The sequence below is a fragment of the Micromonospora sp. MW-13 genome, assembly GCF_003434305.1.
In the GTDB taxonomy this organism is placed as follows: domain Bacteria; phylum Actinomycetota; class Actinomycetes; order Mycobacteriales; family Micromonosporaceae; genus Micromonospora.
In genome coordinates this window covers 23,136-37,824 of sequence record NZ_QKKX01000013.1, presented here as the reverse complement: position 1 = coordinate 37,824, position 14,689 = coordinate 23,136, and the positions used below count along the sequence as shown (strand labels likewise).

14 protein-coding genes are annotated in these 14,689 nt (G+C 74.5%); 7 read left to right on the top strand and 7 right to left on the bottom strand.

Annotation, left to right across the window (positions count from 1 at the left end; translation table 11 throughout):
• The first annotated feature begins 65 nt into the window (after positions 1–65).
• From C5N14_RS10230 to C5N14_RS10220, 3 genes are all read left to right on the top strand, one after another.
• Positions 66–608, top strand: coding sequence for a GNAT family N-acetyltransferase (locus tag C5N14_RS10230; RefSeq protein WP_117667843.1), 543 nt, complete (start codon positions 66–68; stop codon positions 606–608).
• A gap of 56 nt (positions 609–664) precedes the next feature.
• Positions 665–1,906: an MFS transporter gene (locus tag C5N14_RS10225; RefSeq protein ID WP_207892689.1), complete on the top strand. Its 1,242-nt coding sequence runs from the start codon at positions 665–667 to the stop codon at positions 1,904–1,906.
• A gap of 92 nt (positions 1,907–1,998) precedes the next feature.
• Positions 1,999–2,928: an alpha/beta fold hydrolase gene (locus C5N14_RS10220; RefSeq protein WP_117667842.1), complete on the top strand. Its 930-nt coding sequence runs from the start codon at positions 1,999–2,001 to the stop codon at positions 2,926–2,928.
• A 153-nt stretch (positions 2,929–3,081) separates the two neighbouring features.
• Here the strand turns inward: C5N14_RS10220 and C5N14_RS10215 are convergent, their stop codons facing one another.
• On the bottom strand, positions 3,082–4,254 hold the full coding sequence (locus tag C5N14_RS10215; protein WP_243639399.1) for a YncE family protein: 1,173 nt from the start codon (positions 4,252–4,254) through the stop codon (positions 3,082–3,084).
• A gap of 97 nt (positions 4,255–4,351) precedes the next feature.
• Positions 4,352–5,581, bottom strand: a complete 1,230-nt coding sequence (locus C5N14_RS10210; protein WP_117667841.1) for a CdaR family transcriptional regulator — start codon at positions 5,579–5,581, stop codon at positions 4,352–4,354.
• 86 nt (positions 5,582–5,667) lie between these two features.
• On the opposite strand from C5N14_RS10210, the gene C5N14_RS10205 reads away from it, so the two are divergent.
• Genes C5N14_RS10205 through C5N14_RS10195 form a run of 3 tightly spaced genes read left to right on the top strand, consistent with a single transcriptional unit; the run spans position 5,668 to position 8,616 of the window.
• Positions 5,668–6,759: a ferredoxin reductase gene (locus tag C5N14_RS10205; RefSeq protein WP_117667840.1), complete on the top strand. Its 1,092-nt coding sequence runs from the start codon at positions 5,668–5,670 to the stop codon at positions 6,757–6,759.
• Between the two features lie 14 nt (positions 6,760–6,773).
• A complete protein-coding gene (locus C5N14_RS10200) occupies positions 6,774–7,925 on the top strand; it encodes an acyl-CoA desaturase (protein WP_117667839.1) in 1,152 nt (383 codons plus the stop codon).
• 37 nt (positions 7,926–7,962) lie between these two features.
• A complete protein-coding gene (locus tag C5N14_RS10195) occupies positions 7,963–8,616 on the top strand; it encodes a hypothetical protein (protein ID WP_117667838.1) in 654 nt (217 codons plus the stop codon).
• A 15-nt stretch (positions 8,617–8,631) separates the two neighbouring features.
• Here C5N14_RS10195 and C5N14_RS10190 read toward each other — a convergent pair whose 3' ends face one another.
• The 3 genes from C5N14_RS10190 to C5N14_RS10180 form a co-directional block, all read right to left on the bottom strand.
• The gene (locus tag C5N14_RS10190) at positions 8,632–9,369 is read right to left on the bottom strand and encodes a hypothetical protein (protein ID WP_207892688.1); all 738 of its coding nucleotides are present in this window, start codon (positions 9,367–9,369) and stop codon (positions 8,632–8,634) included.
• Positions 9,370–9,541: 172 nt separating this feature from the next.
• Positions 9,542–11,239 (bottom strand): long-chain-fatty-acid--CoA ligase, encoded by a 1,698-nt coding sequence (locus C5N14_RS10185; protein WP_117667873.1) that lies wholly within the window; start codon positions 11,237–11,239, stop codon positions 9,542–9,544.
• A 178-nt stretch (positions 11,240–11,417) separates the two neighbouring features.
• On the bottom strand, positions 11,418–12,131 hold the full coding sequence (locus C5N14_RS10180; RefSeq protein ID WP_117667837.1) for a spermidine synthase: 714 nt from the start codon (positions 12,129–12,131) through the stop codon (positions 11,418–11,420).
• Positions 12,132–12,299: 168 nt separating this feature from the next.
• Here C5N14_RS10180 and C5N14_RS10175 point away from each other — a divergent pair, with 168 nt between their 5' ends.
• Entirely contained in the window at positions 12,300–13,316 is a 1,017-nt protein-coding gene (locus C5N14_RS10175) for a zinc-binding dehydrogenase (protein WP_243639397.1), read from the top strand.
• 50 nt (positions 13,317–13,366) lie between these two features.
• On the opposite strand, the gene C5N14_RS10170 is transcribed toward C5N14_RS10175, so the two are convergent.
• Both C5N14_RS10170 and C5N14_RS10165 read right to left on the bottom strand, forming a co-directional pair.
• Positions 13,367–13,735: a DUF4180 domain-containing protein gene (locus C5N14_RS10170; protein ID WP_117667836.1), complete on the bottom strand. Its 369-nt coding sequence runs from the start codon at positions 13,733–13,735 to the stop codon at positions 13,367–13,369.
• Entirely contained in the window at positions 13,728–14,186 is a 459-nt protein-coding gene (locus tag C5N14_RS10165) for a helix-turn-helix domain-containing protein (RefSeq protein ID WP_117667835.1), read from the bottom strand. Before C5N14_RS10165 ends, C5N14_RS10170 begins: the two co-directional genes overlap by 8 nt.
• Positions 14,187–14,689 lie beyond the last annotated feature (503 nt).

The following is a 14,689-nucleotide window of genomic DNA, read 5'->3' as shown; positions in this document are numbered from 1 at the left end:
CCTCGGGGAATCGGGCCCGATATCCGCTGGCGGCCCGGGCCCCGGGGTGGCTAGCGTGCCCGGCCATGGAGATTCGCGCGGAGCGGCCCGAGGACCACGAGGCCGTACGGGAGGTGCACCGGCGGGCCTTCGGCGACCACGGCGGCGTGGTCGCCGACCTGGTCGACGCCCTGCGCCGCGCCGAACCCGACGCGTTGTCGCTGGTCGCCGCCGACGAGGGCGGGGTGGCCGGGCACGTGCTGCTGTCCCGGAGCCTGCTCGACGCGCCGCGCCGGCTCGTCGGAGTGCAGGTGCTCAGCCCGCTCGGGGTGCTCCCCGAGCGGCAGCGGCGGGGCGTCGGCGCGGCGCTGGTCCGGCGCGCCCTGGCGGTCGCCGACGAGCGGGGCGTGCCGCTGGTGTTCCTGGAGGGCGACCCGGGCTACTACCCGCGCCTCGGGTTCGTCCCCGGGGCGTCCCGGGGGTTCCGCAAGCCGTCGCTGCGCATCCCCGACGCGGCGTTCCAGGTCGCGGCGCTGTCCACGTACGAGCCGTGGATGACCGGGACGTTGGTCTACGCGGCGACGTTCTGGGAGCTGGACTGCGTGGGGCTGCGCGACCCGGGGCCGTGACGGTTGGCCGGTGGCGTCGCCCCCGCCGGGGTGGGTGGGCGGCTACGCTCGGCCCGGTGACGATCACGGGGCAGCCGGCCGCGCCCGCCTCGCTGGGGCGCAGCCGCGGCTTCAACGCGTTCTGGTCGGCGCAGATCCTCTCCGTGCTCGGCGACTCGTTCGCCCAGCTCGCCGTGCCGCTGCTGGTGCTCGACGCGACCGGCTCGATCGCCACGGCCGGCCTGCTCACCGGCGTGTCCGGCACGGCGGCGGTGGTCGCCGGCCTGTTCGCCGGAGTCGTGGTGGACCGGTGCGACCGGCGGGCGCTGCTGATCGGCGCCGACGCGGCGCGGATGCTGCTGTTCGCGGTGATCCCGCTGGTCTGGTGGCTGGCCCCGGCCCCGCCGGTCTGGCCGCTGTTCGTGCTGCTGCCCCTGGCCGCGGCGATTGGAATGGTGTTCCAGGTCGCCGCCGTCACCGCGATGCGCGGCCTGGTCCCCGGCGCGGAGCTGACCCGGGCGAACGGCCGGCTTTACGCGGGCGGCGCCCTGGCCTCCGTCGTGGGGCCGGCGCTGGCCGGCGCGGTGTCCGGCTGGCTCGGCCCGGCGGGCGCGATCGCCGTCGACGCCGCGAGCTTCGGGCTCTCCGCGGCCCTGCTGACGCTGGTCCGGCTGCCCCGGCGGACCGCCGGAGCAGCCGAGCAGGGGGAACGGACGGGACCCTGGGCGGAGTTCCTCGCCGGGGCGCGGTTCCTGCTGCGGCACCCGGTGCTGCGCCCGCTGACCGGGCTGCTGACCGTCTTCATCCTGCTCACCTACGGCATGGACGACGTGGTGATCTACCACCTCAAGCACGGGCTCGGCCAGAGCGACGGCACGGTCGGCCTGGTGCTGGCCGCCGGCGCGGCCGGGACGGTGACCGGCTCGCTGGCGGTCGCCTCGCTGCGCCGCCGGTTCGGCTTCGCCGCGTGCTGGACCGGCGCGGTGGCGCTCACCGGCGTCGCCGTCGTGGCGCTCGCGCCGACCCGCCGGCCCGCCGAGGTCGGCGCCCTGCTGCTGGTCTACTTCGGCTGCCTGAGCGTCGGCGGCATCTGCTCGCTGTCGCTGCGCCAGGAGGTGACGCCGGAGCACCTGCTCGGCCGGGTCACCGCTGCGTTCTGGACGATCCACTTCTCCCTCGGCGGCCTCGGCGCGGCGGCGTTCACCTGGCTGGCCCAGCACCACGGCACCACGCTGACGTTCGCCCTGGCCGGGACCGGTGGCGTCGCGGTCGCCCTGGCCGCCCTGTTCACCGCCGTCCGCCGCGCGGCCCCGGCCTGAGTGCCCCCGCCCCGGCCGGCGGGCGTCACCCGACCGGGTGATCCCCGGCAGTTCCCGCTCCGGGTCGGAACACCGCTGCCAGACTCGGCCGCATGTCCAGCACCGGGGAGATCATCACGCTCAGGGACGGTCGGCGGGCGATGGTGCACCGGCTCGGTGCGGAGGCCGGCAGGCGGGTGGTGGTGTTCTGCCACCCGGCCCCGGGCGCCGGAGCGTTCGATCCCGACCCGGCCGCCACCCGCGCGGCCGGGGTCACCCTGCTCGCCCTCGACCGGCCCGGCTACGGCCGCTCCGACCCGGCCACCGGGTGGGCCGACGTGCCGTCCGCCGCCGACGATCTCGCCGAACTGCTGGACCAGCGGGGCCTGGGCCCGGTGCCGGTGGTCGGGTGGTCGGCCGGCGGCCGGGTCGCCCTGGCGCTGGCCGCCCGCCGGCCGGAACTGGTGCGCCGGCTCGCGGTGCTGGCCACCCCCGCCCCCGACGAGGAGGTCCCCTGGGTCGACCCGGGGCAGCGGGAGCAGTTGGCGGCGCTGCGCGGCCAGCCGGTCGAGCAGGTCCGGGACCGGCTCGACGCCGAACTCGCGGGCCTGGTCCCGGCCGATCCGCAGGATCCGCAGGCGTTGCGGACGCTGCTCGGGGCGGGCCCGGCCGACGAGGCCGCGCTGGCCACCCCCGGTGCCGCCCGGCAGTTCGCCGACCTGCTCGCCACGGCGTTCGCGCAGGGCGCGCGGGGGCTGGTCGACGAGATCGCCGGGTACGTGTTGCGCCCCTGGGGCTTCACGCCCGACCAGGTGCGCGCGGCCACCCTGCTGCTGTACGGCGCCGACGACGCCCTGGCCGGCCCGGAGCACGGTCGCTGGTGGCGCGACGCGCTGCCCGACGCCCGCCTGGAGGTCGTCCCGGACGCCGGTCACCTGCTGGTGGTGCCGTCCTGGGCGCGGGTCCTCGACTACCTGGTCGGCCCGCCGACCCGGGCCACCTCTGCCCGGGAGGCGGTCGCGTACATCCTGCGTGCCCCGTGACCCCCGTGGCTCCGGCCGGCCGGTGCCGCCCACTGGCCGGTGGCGCCGATCGTCGGCACCAGCCGCCGGGCCGCCTGCGACCCCGCGACTGGGGGCACGGGCCGGGGCGACCACTGCGAGCAGCAGCCGGGCGCCCTCCGGTGGCGCGGAACGTCAGCGGATGTTGGCGGTGTGGCCGAGGGAGTAGCGGCCGGGCTGGGGCCAGACGGTGAGCCCGTGCGGGCCGGCGCCGACCGGTATCCGGGCGAGCAGCTTGCCGTCGCTGGTGCGGATCGCGTAGACCTCGTTGTGGAAGCGGCCGGACAGCCACAGGGTGCCCCCGTCGGCGGAGAGACCGCCCATGTCGGGGCTCCCTCCACCGGGGATCTTCCAGGTGGTGACGGGTTTGAGGGTGGCCAGGTCGAGCACGGTGATGCTGCCGGCGTCGCGGTTGGTGACGTAGGCGAGCCTTCCGTCGCGGCTGAAGTAGATGCCGTGGGCGCCCTTGCCGGTGGGAACGAACGCGGTCTGCCGGGTGGCCTGGGCGTCGAAGACGTACACGCCGTGGGCGTGCATGTCGGCGACCAGGAAGTGCTGTCCGTCCGGGGTGAGCCGGGTGTCCTGCGGCATCCCGTCGGGCGTCTCGGTCAGCCTGAACTCGCGCAGCTTGTCGAGCGTGGTGGTGTCCAGCACGATCATGCGGTTGGCGAACTCGCAGCTGAACAGCATGACCTTTCCGTTCGCGGAGTAGTCCATGTGGTTGATGCCGCCGCACGAGGGGAACCGCACCGACCGGGTCCGCTGCCAGGTGCCCAGGTCGTACAGGTCCAGTCGCTGGTACGCCTCGGCGACCACGATGGCCTGCCGGCCGTCCGGGGTGAAGTAGAGGTTGTAGACGTCCTCCAGTTTCCGGAACGTCCCCGGCTTGCCGGTGCGGGGGTCGATGGGCACCAGGCCGCCGTCGGGAATCTTGCTGGAGGCCACGTACAGCGTCCGCAGGTCGTAGGCGGGCACGACGTGCTGCGGCTCGGGCCCGCCGGGGAACGTGTCGACCACCTGGTACGTGGCCGGGTCGATCACCGACACGTCGTTGCTCTTGGTGTTGGGCACGTAGACCAGGGCCCGGTCGGACCGCACCGGCTCGGCCAGCATGCCCGGTCCCACGGCCGCGTAGACATCGCCCGCCTTCGGGTACGCCGGCATGCCCGCGACCAGCGGGCCGAAGGGCGACCCGGTCGACGCCGGTGCGGCGGAGGGCGGCTTCCGTTGTTCGCCGTCGGCGACGGTGCAGCCGTGGGCGGCCAGCAGCGCCACTCCCAGCAGGGTTACGAGCTGCACTCTCCGCACGGATCCAGCGTAGCGCCTGATAATACGCAAAAGGGTTCTTTGTGAACGGAGTGGACCGACCGGGGCTCTCCGGCTGCGGTGCCGGCCCGGCGCCGGCTCAGCTCGCCTCCTCCGGGGCGGGGAGCAGCGCCAGGGCCAGCGTCAGGTCCAGCACGGTCGCCGGGTCGTGCAGCCGCTCGCCGTACAGCTCCCGCACCTTGGCCATCCGGTAGCGCACGGTCTGCGGGTGTACGAACAGGGCCGCCGCCACGTCGTCGCGGCGGCCCTGGTGCAGCAGCCAGGCGCGCAGCGTCTCGGCGAGCCGGTGGGCGGTGGCCGGCGGCAGCGACGCCAGCGGGCGCAGCACCTGGGCGCGCAGGTCGGCCAGGGCCTCCGGGTCGGTGCTGAGCAGCAGCTCGGCGAGGTGCTGCTCGGTGTCCAGCGGCGCGTCGGCGCCGGCCCGGGGCAGCCCGAGCAGCAGCGCCCGGGTCGCCCGCTCGTACGACCCGGCCACCCGGTGCCACGGCCGGGCGGGCCCCAGCACCGCCCGGTGCCCGCGCAGCACCCGGGTGAGCTGCCGCCGCCGCCCGCCGTGCGCGTCCGGCACGAGCAGCACGGCCAGCTCCTCGGTCGGGTCCACCCCCGGCATGTCCTCCCCGCTCTCCAGGGTGTGCGGGCTCAGGGCGGTCAGCACGGTGCGCAGGCCGCTGCGGGGCAGCAGCACGACGGTCAGGGTCTGCGGCACCGGCCAGTCCGCCCGCTCGGCGCCGCGCCGCAGCACGTCCTCGGCCTCGCCGGCCAGTAGCTGTTGGGTCAGCCGTTCCAGGGACCGCCGGCGGGCCCGGCCGACGCTGGCCAGCTCGTCGGCGTGCCCCGCCACGCTGGCGGCGGACAGCTCGTCGATGTAGGCGAACATCAGCTCGGCGAACTCGGCGACGGTCGCCGCGGCGAGGCCGCTGCGCACGGTGGTGGTGGAGACCTCCCGCCAGGCCACCCGCGCCCCCACCCGGTACGCGGCCAGCAGCGCGTCCATGCTGCGACCGGAGCGGGCCTCGCCGCTGCCCAGCGCGTACGCGGCCTCCAGCGCCGGGGTCAGCGGGGTGCTCGGGTCCGACGCCTGGGGACGCCCGATGAGCTGGAGAAACGTGCCGAGCGCGATGCGTACCGCGTTCTCGATCTTCTCCCGCATCTGCCCGGTCAGGGTGCCGGAGTAGGCGGGCACCTCGGCGGTGATGGCGGTGATCGTACGCTCGGCGACCAGGGGCAGCGCGGCGCGCAGCCGGGCGGCCATCGGCTCGTCCAGTTCGAGGTGGGCAGCGCGGCGGCTGGTCCCGGACCCTTCCGACATCGATTGTTCTCCCGGAACAAACCCCTGCGGTTGATTCACCTTCCTTGGCCAAGATGTTATGCGATCGTGCCCGTCACCCTGGTCGTATGACCACCACCGTCCCGCGCCCGTCCGGCAAGCTCACTGTCCGGGACAGGCTGTTCCGGCTCGCCGAGACGGTCACCACGCCCCTGCTGCCCGAGGACTACCTCGACCTGGTCGCCCCGCTGCGCTCCGGGGCCGCCCTGCGCGGGCGGATCGTCGACGTCCGTCCCGAGACCCGGGACGCGGCGACGGTGACCATCCGCCCCGGGCGGGGCTGGCGCGGGCACACCCCCGGGCAGTACGTCCGCCTCGGCGTGGACGTCGACGGGGTCCGCCAGTGGCGGGCGTACTCGCTCACCTCCGTCCCCGGCCGCCGCGACGGGCTGATCTCGGTCACCGTGAAGGCGATCCCGGACGGCCGGGTCAGCAACCACCTGGTCCGCAGGGCCACGCCCGGCACGCTGGTCCAGCTCGACCAGGCGCAGGGCGACTTCGTGCAGCCCGCGACCGCCCCGGAGCGGATCCTGTTCGTCACCGCCGGCAGCGGCGTCACCCCGGTGATGGGGATGCTCCGCGCCGGCGCGACCGGTTCCGCCGACGTCGTGCTGGTGCACTCCGCGCCGACCCCGGCCGACGTGGTGTTCGCCGACGAGCTGCGCGGCCTCGCCCGGCAGGGCGCGATCCGCCTCGTCGAGCGGCACACCGACACCGACGGCGTGCTGGGCGTGGCCGAGCTGGCCGACCTGGTGCCCGACCACCTCGACCGGCAGACCTGGGCGTGCGGCCCGGTCGGCCTGCTCGACGCGGTCGAGGCGCACTGGGCCGGCCACGGGGTGGCCGACCGGCTGCACACCGAGCGGTTCCGGCCCACGGTGATCTCCCCCGGCGCCGGGGGCACGGTCACCTTCACCCGGGCCGGGGTCACCGTCGGCGCCGACGGCGGCACCGCCCTGCTCGACGTGGGTGAGGACGCCGGGGTGCTGATGCCGTCCGGGTGCCGGATGGGCATCTGCTTCGGCTGCGTGGTGCCGCTGCGCCAGGGCGCCGTCCGCGACCTGCGCAACGGCGACGTCACCACCGCCGTCCCCGGCGACGGCGTGCTCATCCAGACCTGCGTGTCGGCGGCGGCCGGTACCTGCGACATCGACCTCTGACAGGAGAACCGGATTTGACCGCGATCCAGAAGAAGCCCGTCAACCCGATCGCCCACCTCACCGCCGAGGACATCGAGACGCTGGGCCGGGAACTCGACGCCATCCGCGACCGGGTGATCGCCAGCCGGGGAGAACGGGACGCCGCCTACATCCGTCGGGTGATCTCCACCCAGCGCCGGCTGGAGCTGGGCAGCCGGGCCGTGCTGCTGTTCTCGCTGTTCCCGCCGGCCTGGCTGGTCGGCACCGCCGGCCTCGCCGTGGCCAAGATCCTGGAGAACATGGAGATCGGCCACAACGTCCTGCACGGCCAGTGGGACTGGATGCGCGACCCGAAGATCCACTCGACCACCTGGGAATGGGACCACGTCTCCCCGGCCGAGCAGTGGAAGCACTCGCACAACGAGCTGCACCACACGTACACCAACGTGCTCGGCAGGGACAACGACCTCGGGTACGGCATCATGCGCGTCGACGAGGACCAGCGGTGGCACCCGATCCACCTCGGCCAGCCGCTGTGGAACCTGATCAACGCCTGCTTCTTCGAGTACGGCATCGCCGCGTACGACCTGGAGCTGGGCCGCAACCTGCGCAAGGGGCGGCACAAGGCCCCGGAGTTCCGGGCCCGGGCCCGGGCTGTCGGCCGCAAGATCCGCCGCCAGTTCCTCAAGGACTACATCGTCCACCCGCTGCTGTCCGGCCCGTCGTTCCTCAGCACCCTGGCCGCCACCTTCACCGCGAACCTGATCCGCAACCTGTGGAGCCACTCGGTGATCATGTGCGGGCACTTCCCGGAGGGGGTGGAGACCTTCGAGAAGACCTCCATCGAGGGGGAGACCCGGGGCGAGTGGTACCTGCGGCAGATGCTCGGCTCGGCCAACATCAGCGGCAGCCGGCTGATGCACATCATGACCGGCAACCTGTCGTTCCAGATCGAGCACCACCTCTTCCCGGACCTGCCGAGCAACCGCTACCAGGAGATCGCCCCGCAGGTGCGCGCGCTGTTCGCGAAGTACGGCCTGACGTACACCACCGGGCCCCTGCCGAAGCAGGTCGCCTCCGCCTGGTGGAAGGTCATCCGGCTCTCCCTGCCCGACCGGGCCACCCCGGCCGCCAGCCGCCCGGCCGACGACCTGCCCACCCCCACCCCCGCCCTCGCCGAGGTGTAGGGCGGCCGGTGTCCGACCCGGGCGCTATCGTCCCGGCATGGCCAACCGCTGCTACCTCTTCGTCACCGACCACGAGGGCATCTGCCCGGACTGGGCGGACGTGCCGGACATCGCCCGGCAGGTGCTCGCCGAGGACGTGTGCGGCGTCCCGCTGCTGTGGCTGGCGATGTTCCGGCCGGGCGACCTGGTGACCGCGACGTTCCCCGCCGACTTCGACGACGAGGAGGACGTGACGGTCACCGCTCCGCTCGCGCCGAAACAGCGCGCGCTCGACCAGCTCGACGCGGCGCTGCCCGTGCTGGCCCGCGTCTTCGCCGACGAGGGGCCGCTGGACGGGCACGCCGCGCTGCTGCGCGCGGGCGTGGCGGCCATGCCGGGCGCGTTCGTCACCGTCAACCCGTACGAGATCGCCGTGCTCGACGACGAGCGGGCCTGGTACGACAACCTGCGCGCCGGCCTGGCCGGCCTGGACCGCCCCGGTGGCCCGCAGGCCGACCGGCGGTGCCTGGCCGACCTGGCGCAGTTGCGGCCGGGCCGGCCGTTCCCGCCGGCCCGGCTGCTGCTCGACCAGCTCGACGCGACCGACGACGACTGGTGGAACCACACCCGCCTGCTCGGTTCCGGCTTCGGCCGGCCGGCACCGTGGGAGCAGCGCGACGCCACGCCGCAGGGCGCGCCCGCCCCGGCCTGACCCCGTCCCGCGCCGTCAGCCCGCCGGTCGAGCCTGGGCCGCCGGGTCGGACGTCGCGCCGGCCGGGGTGGGCCTGGTCGGGGCGGCCGGCCGGGCGGCGCCTCCGCCGCGCCGGCGGCGCAGCACCAGCCAGGTGCCGAGGATCGCCAGGGAGACCAGCGGGGCGGGGTGGCCGAGCAGCGCGGCGACGGCGAGGTCCGCCGCCACTCCGGCGACCGTGGCGACGAAGACCCAGCGGGGCGCGGTGTCGTGGGCGGCCCGGCGGCGGTCCCTCGGCATCCACCGGGTGGTCGACCAGGGCTTGGCCACCGACACCCAGGCCTGGAACGCGATGGCCCCGGCCATCAGCGCGGATCCGGCAGCCAGCGGCACGGCCGGCCCGGACCGGCCCGCGGCGGCGGCCGAGGCGGACCCGGCAAGGGCGTCGCTGAGGACGAAGATGCCCAGGTGGAGCTGGACCAGGGTGATCGCGAACTTCACCAGCACCCAGCGGTACCGGAAGAACCCCCACGGGGTGGCGGCGGCGAGCATGAACCCGGTGAACGCCGAGGCGTTGGCCAGCGGCGCGAGCAGCCTGCCGTCGAGTACCTGGGCCATGGCCGTGGCGCTGACGGCGACGTCCCGACTCGGGGTCGTGAGGCTGGTGGTCACCAGGACGAAGATGGCCAGGGCCTGCGCCATCCAGCCCACCGAGGTCGTCACGTGCAGCCACAGGGCGAGCTGACGCCAGCCTCGCACGGATCGAGATGCCATGTGCCCCACGCTGCCACCGCCGTCGTCCGTCCTCCATCGGAGGAAACCCGCGATCGCGACGCGCACCGTCCTAAGGGGATCCCCTGGGCCGCCCCCTGTTCGCCAACCCTACCGACTGAGGTCTGGCCGGCGGCATGACCACCTCCAAGCCCTGCCGGGCGCGGCCGGTCACCTAGGCCCGGGCGGGCGGCTGCCCGGCGCGCAGCCGGTCGCGGACCTCCCGGTGGAGGACCTTGCCGAACTGCGAGCGGGGCAGGTCCTCGACCACGAACACCCGGCGGGGGACCTTGTAGCCGGCCAGCCGCTCCCGGCAGCCGGCCCGCAACGCGGCCTCGTCGGTGTGCGCGCCGGGACGCAGGACGACGGCGGCGGCGACCTCCTCGGCACCGTGTTCGCCCGGCAGGCCCACCGCGGCGGCGTCCCGGACGCCGGGCAGCCGGCGCAGCGCGTCCTCCACCTCGGACGGATAGACGTTGAAACCGCCGGTGACGATCAACTCCTTGATCCGGTCGACCACGGTGACGAAGCCGTCCGCGTCCATCGTGACGACGTCGCCGGTGCGCAGCCAGCCGCCGGGCAGCAGCGCCCGTGCGGTCTCCTCGGGCCGCCGCCAGTAGCCGGCGAACACCTGCGGGCCGCGGACCAGCAGCTCGCCGGCCTCGCCGGGGCCCCGGTCCCGCGTCGGGTCGTCGGGATCGACCACGCGTACGTCGGTGGAGGGGAACGCCACCCCCACGGTGCCGGGCCGCCGGGCCGGGGAGACCGGATTGGCCAGGGTGATCGGCGAGGACTCGGTCATGCCGTACCCCTCGACGAGCAGGCCGCCGGTCACCGACTCCCACAGCTCGACCGTGGCGGGCGGCAGGGCCATCGCGCCGGAGATGGCGTACCGCAGGGAGGTGAGGTCGACGCCGCGCTCCCGGGCTGCGGCGGCGAGCTTCTCGTAGATCGGCGGCACGGCGGGCAGGAAGGTCGGCGGGCGGCGGCGGACCGCGTCGAGGACCTGGTCGACGTCGAAGCGGGGGAAGAGCACCATCGTCGCGCCGATGCCCATCGAGAAGGTCAGGCAGAGCGTCACGCCGTAGACGTGGAAGAGCGGCAGCACCGCGTACACCGTCTCCTCGCCGTCGCGCAGGCCAGGCACCCACGCGCGGCCCTGCGCGGCGTTGGTGCGCAGGTTGCGGTGGCTCAGGATCGCGCCCTTCGGCGCCCCGGTGGTGCCGCCGGTGTACTGGAGCAGCGCGGTGTCGTCCGGGTCGGGCGCGGGATGGTCGGCGGGCAGCGGCTCCGCAGCGGCGAGCAGGTCGGCCCAGCGCAGCGCCCCCGGGGCGGGGCCGGTCAGCGCCGCCCGGGTCGCCCTGGTGCGGCGCAGTGGCAGCCGCAGCGCCCACCGTTTCGCCCGGGGCAACGCGGCGGTGAGGTCCACCGCGACCACCGTCCGCACCGCGCCCCGGTCGCGCACCAGCGGGGCGACCTTGTCCCAGACCACCGCCACCCGGGCACCGTGGTCGGTGAGCTGCCGATCCAACTCTCCGGCGGTGTAGAGCGGGTTGTGCTCGACCACCACCGCGCCCAGCCGCAGCGTCGCGTAGAAGGCGACCGCGTGCTGGGGGCAGTTCGGCAGCACCAGCGCCACCCGGTCGCCCCGGGAGACGCCGAGTCGGCGCAGCGCCTCCGCCGCGCGGGTCACCTGGTCGGCCAGCTCCGCGTACGTGGTGGTGGCGCCGTAGAAGTCCAGGGCCACCCGGGGACCGAACCGGCGGGCTGCGTCCCGGATCAGGCCGACCAGCGACCCGGCGGGCTCGGCGACGGTGGCCGGCACGTCGGGCCCGTAGCTGCGCAGCCAGGGGCGGTCGGCGGTGTCGTGCACTCGGATCTCCTCGAAGGTGGGCGCCGGGGCCGTCGCCCGCCTCTCGGCCCGACCCTGCGGGTCGGTGGCCTGCGGGTCGCCGGATGGCCGCCCGTGGGCGGCCCCGGACGCCTTTCCCGGTCCGGCCGGCACCATGCCTGCCGCGTCCAGTTCCGCCGGTGTCGGTTGGGCTGGTCGGCTACCGGCGGGCGACGTAGACGGTGTTGGCGGACTCCCGGCCCTGCAACGGGTTGGGAAAACGGACGACGTGGGCCAGCGAGGTCGGGAACACCCCGGTGAGCACTCGCTGGAAGTCGGTGTCCGGCGGGTCGTTGGACCACAGCGCGAAGACCCCGTCCGGGTGCAGCAGGTCGGCGAGCCGGCGCAGGCCGTCGGCCGTGTAGAACGGGGCGTGACTCGGGTGCAGCACGTGCCGGGGGGAGTGGTCCACGTCCAGCAGGATCGCGTGGAACCGTCGGCCGGTCTCGTCCGGGTCGAAGCCCGCGCCGTCGGCCACCGCCGCGAAGAAGTCCGCCCGGACGAACCGGGTGCGCGGGTCGTCGGCCAGCCCCGACGCGAACGGCAGCAGGCCCCGCCGGTGCCAGTCGATGACGTCCTCGATCGCCTCCACCACCACCAGGGAGCGGACCCGGGAGTCCTCCAGGGCGGTGCGGGCCGTGTAGCCGAGGCCCAGGCCGCCGACCACGACGTCGAGGGCCTCGCCGGCCAGCGGCGCCAGCCCCAGCCGGGCCAGCTCGATCTCCGCCACCGGGAACAGGCTGGACATCAGGAACTCGTCGTCCAGCTTGACCTCGTACACCTCGCGGTCCAGCGCGGGGTCGTGCCGCCGGCGCAGGCTGATCTCGCCGATCGGGGTCTCCCGCCAGGCCAGTTCCTCGAATCGCACGCCCACGCGGTGTCCTCACTTCGGCCGGGGTCCGAGCGGATGCTACCGCCCGCGCCGGGCCGGCCGTCGCAGCAAACCGCCATCCGGTACGCCCGCGGCGCATCCTCCGATCCGTCCCGGGTAACCCTCGCGGGAGGCGATCATGCCGGCGCGACCGGTGGAAGGGTGGTGTTGGTGGTGGCGGACATGCTGGCCGGACGGCTGCACGTGGCGGACCGGAGGCTGCGGATGGAGACCGTGCCGGTCCCCGAGCCGGACCGGGGACAGGTGCGGATCAGGGTCGAGGCGGCCGGGGTGTGCCTGTCCGACGTGCACCTGATCGACGGCACCCTCACCCCGCTCTACCTGCCCGACGACGTGGTGACCCTCGGTCACGAGGTGGCGGGGGTCGTCGACGCACTCGGTGACGACGTCGACGGTTGGGAGCCGGGGCAGCGGGTGCTGCTCCAGGCGGGGGAGCGGGACCGCGTGGGCACCGTCTTCACCCGTGGTGTCGACTACGACGGCGGCTGGGCCGAGTACGCCGTGGCCCGTCAGGACACCATCGTGCCGATCCCCGACGACCTGCCCTTCGAGCAGGCTTGCATCATCCCCGACGCGGTCTCCACCCCGTGGGCGGCGGTCACCGATACCGGCCGGACCCGCCCCGGCGAGGCGGCCGGCGTGTGGGGCGTCGGCGGCCTCGGCGCGCACGCCGTGCAGTTGCTGCGGCTGGTCGGGGCCGCTCCGGTCATCGCGGTGGAACCTCTCGCGGCGGCCCGCGAGCGGGCGCTGGCCCTCGGCGCGGACGCCGCCCTCGACCCGGGTGACGCCGCGTTCCGGGACGCCGTCCTTGAGCTGACCGGCGGGCGTGGCCTGGACGTCGCCTTCGACTTCGCCGGGGTCACGCCGGTACGGGAGCAGGCGCTCACCGTCCTGACCCGGCGGGGTCGGCTGGTGCTTGCCGGCATCGCCAACAAACCGGTCACCATCGCCTCGGACAGCACCTTCAACTACCTCCAGCAGGCGCTGCTCGGGCACTACGGCTCGGAGGCCGAGCACGTCGAGCAGCTCGTCGCCCTGGCGGGGCAGGGCCGGCTGAACCTGGCCGCCTCGATCAGCGACGTGCTGCCGCTGGCCGAGGCGGAGCAGGCGGTGGCGCGGGTGCAGTCCAAGCAGGGCAACCCGATCCGCCTGATCCTGCACCCCTGACCACCCCGCCCACCCGCTCCGCGTGCGCGAAGGGGCGGGGTGGGTGGGGGTCAGGTTGGGGTGGTGAGCCGGGATTCGAGGGCGTCGAGGTCGGGCAGGAACCACACGTGCTCGGCCCGGTTCGACTCGTGGACCAGGGCGCGCAGGGCGGAGCTGGCCGCCAGGTGCCGCGAGATGTCGCCGAGGACGGCCAGGCGTAGCCGGTAGTTGACGAACTTCTGCATGACCTCGCCCGCGAACCGGGTGCCCAGGGAGAAGAAGTCCTCGTTGAGCCGGCTCGCGGGCACGGCCACCACCTGGGCGCCGAGGAAGGCCGCGCCGATCAGGTCCAGCGCGTCCTGCACGGTCGCCACCGGCGGGCCGGCCGGGTCGCAGACCAGCACGGTCACCCCGGCCAGCTCCCGTACCTCGTCAGGCATGCTCGACCGCCCCGGCGAACAGGCCGTTGTCGCCGTCGAGCACGGCGTCGACCAGGCGCAGCAGGTCGGCGGTGGCGCCGGCGGCGCCCAGGATCACGATCTTCATCCGGTCTCGTTCCTCGTCGTAAACGGTCTGGACGCGTAGCGGGCGCGCGGGGTCGTGGTTGGTGTTCGCTGCGGCCAGGACGAGCGTGCCCAGCCGGTCGGCCGCCGCCCGGTCGACGCCGTCGACCTGCACGATGCTGGACACCTCCACCGACGCGCCGCCGGCTCGGGCCGCCGCCGGCCGGGACCGCCCGGTCAGCGCGTCGAGATCGGCGCGGGCGATCCGGTACTGCTTGCCGATCCGCACCGCCGCGAGCCGGCCCGAGCGGATGTAGCCGCGCACCGTGCGCACGTGCAGGCCGAGCAGCTCGGCCACCTGCTCGACCGAGTATATTTCTTCCTTCATCGTGCCCAATCATAGGCATGTCAGGGAACGATAGGGAGGGTTGGGGGCACGTTTTCATCACCCGGTCCGATCCGCTCCCGGCCTCGGTGGCCGCCCAGGGTCGGCTCTCCGGGGTGGCTGCCGTCGTTGGCGCGTCCCGGCGAGCGTCGCTGGTCGAAGTCGCCGGCGGAGCACCGATTCAACCCCTATCTCTTGCATTGATGCACATCGCATTGTGGGCTATTCTCGGCTCGCCAATGATCCAGGGTGATTGCGAAGTCGGGCGGGAGCGCTTGATCAGGGAGTCCGGGGGGGTCCTGGCGTGGGGCGTCGCTCCACCGCAGGTATGCCTACCGGCTCCTTTGGAGCTGAGTCGAACACGACATCACCCACGCCCGCCGCGATCGGCGACCGCAGGCGGACGGCCCGACGGGGTGGTGGGTGACGCGACGGCAGTGGCCCGACCGGCGGTGATGACGTGGACGACTCAGCTCCATAGGCGGCGTACCACGGCATCGAGCCGC